The organism is Hominisplanchenecus murintestinalis (assembly GCF_943193015.1).
Taxonomy (GTDB): domain Bacteria; phylum Bacillota; class Clostridia; order Lachnospirales; family Lachnospiraceae; genus Hominisplanchenecus_A; species Hominisplanchenecus_A murintestinalis.
Genome location: NZ_CALPCM010000125.1, coordinates 1 through 1,091 on the forward strand (window position 1 = coordinate 1; position 1,091 = coordinate 1,091).

Here is a 1,091-nt window from a genome sequence, read left to right on the forward strand (position 1 = left end):
CCTTCACATAATTGAAGAGTTTTCGGAAATTCAACGCTGCTATTTTGGATCCGAAAAAGAACTTGCCACGCTGTTTCCCACCGGGAATTTTTTCCAAATGGTAATTCTTACGGATATTTGACGGAACAGTTTCCACTCCATTTCGGAGTCTTGCGTAATTTTTGAATTCTTTGCTGTCCATGTTCCGCTGGATTTTCGCACGTTCATGTGCTGCTTTGGATGTTACTATTTTTGCAACCTTCTTAAAAATTTTTGGCTTGCATTGATCCTGATACGGACAGCCGGCACACTGTTCATGCAGAAAGGAAACGGCACACTGACTGCTTTGTTTCATATAAGAACAGCTTTTGGGTGCATGGCCGGCCGGACATCGGAGGATTTTCGTTCCTTCTTCGTTGAATGCAAAATCAGCAAGGATATCCGGAGCCGGTTTCCCTGTCAGGCTTGTGGTAATCAGTTCTACGTTTTTATCAGCTGCAAGCTGCGTGTTTCCTGTTCCGCTGTATGCTCCATCCGCAACGATAACAGTCCGTTCTTCTTGTTTATCCATCTGCTCAAGATGCTCCCGGATAAACTGGCTGTCGCTATGGTTGTTTTGCTCATACTGGTATTCTGTTACAACCGAACCATTGGCTCCAACGGATTCTTCAAGATTGGCAGCATATCCCCGGTGCTCTTTTCCTGCTTTACTCCGAAAAGTCGCTTCGGGATCGGAGGGATTCTGCATCATGGATGATTTCATGCCGCCGTCTTCTTTTGTGCGGAGTCTGCGGTTTTCATTTTCAACAATGGTCTGCTCTGACAGACATCTGACAAACAGATCATACTCTGTTGAATCATTGTAACCAGACTCACACAAGGCAACAAGTTTATCTGCATCCGTCAAGAGCTGCTTCATGCGCTCATCTGCACCGGTACTGCGCTGATGATAAATCACCCTGTTAAAATCGTTAGGATCGATATAGTGTTTTAAATCGTCAGACAGAGCAGAATCATTGATTTTATCCACATACACCGCCAGCTTTGCGATGCAGGTGTATATCAGTTCCATCCGGCTGAGTTTGCGGATGTTGGATTCGATCATCATGGAA

At 45.0% G+C, this 1,091-nt stretch carries 1 protein-coding gene; it reads right to left on the reverse strand.

Features of this window, described 5'->3' with window-relative positions; genetic code table 11:
- Positions 1-1,091 (reverse strand): transposase (locus NFR99_RS15290; protein ID WP_251354085.1); only part of this gene is annotated, 1,091 nt, incomplete at both ends.